General features: G+C 37.8%; 1 protein-coding gene. It reads left to right on the top strand.

Annotated elements, in window-relative coordinates; genetic code table 11:
- Window positions 1-21: 21 nt before the first annotated feature.
- Window positions 22-474 (top strand): single-stranded DNA-binding protein, encoded by a 453-nt coding sequence (ssb, locus tag ACFIKE_RS12105; protein WP_375620506.1) that lies wholly within the window; start codon window positions 22-24, stop codon window positions 472-474.
- The last annotated feature ends 156 nt before the right edge of the window (window positions 475-630 follow it).

Genomic DNA, 630 nt, shown 5'->3' on the forward strand with positions numbered 1-630 from the left:
TAATCTAATGGGGCTACAAATATGCTAAATAAAGTGACGTTAATCGGGCGCCTTGGTGCTAATCCCGAAAGCAAAACAATGAATTCTGGAGCAGAAATAGTCAATTTTAGTATAGCGACTTCTGAGAGCTATACAGATAAAAAAACCAATCAAAAAGTAGAGAAAACAGAATGGCATTCAGTTGTGATTTTTAATCCACATTTGGCAAAAATTGCACTTCAATATCTAAACAAAGGTTCAAAGGTTTACATAGAAGGAAAATTACAGACACGCAAATGGCAAGATAAAAATGGGCATGACCGTTACACAACAGAGATTGTCTTACCACAATTCAAAGGTGAATTGTATTTGCTTGATGCAAAGAAAGATCAATCGGCATCCCCTACCCCTTCACCTATTACTTCTCAAAATTATGCTATCGCTTCAGGTGCTCAAGATTATAGAACAGCTCTTAACGATAGCGTCCCATTCTGATTGAAAAAATATGGCTAAAAGAAAAAAACATGCAAAACGTGGTCGTCCTCGAATTAAAGGATGTATCAGAGAACCAAATGGACGCATCTCACGAGCAAAAACACCGCATGAACCCATGGATAAATTGGCAATTGAAATGCGTGCCAAACGCTTCTG

This window comes from Bartonella sp. MU70NMGDW, assembly GCF_042194085.1.
In the GTDB taxonomy this organism is placed as follows: Bacteria; Pseudomonadota; Alphaproteobacteria; order Rhizobiales; family Rhizobiaceae; genus Bartonella; species Bartonella grahamii.

Excerpts from the sequence above, each read along its gene's own strand:
- ssb (WP_375620506.1), top strand. The coding sequence starts at position 22 with ATGCTAAATAAAGTGACGTTAATCGGGCGCCTTGGTGCTAATCCCGAA.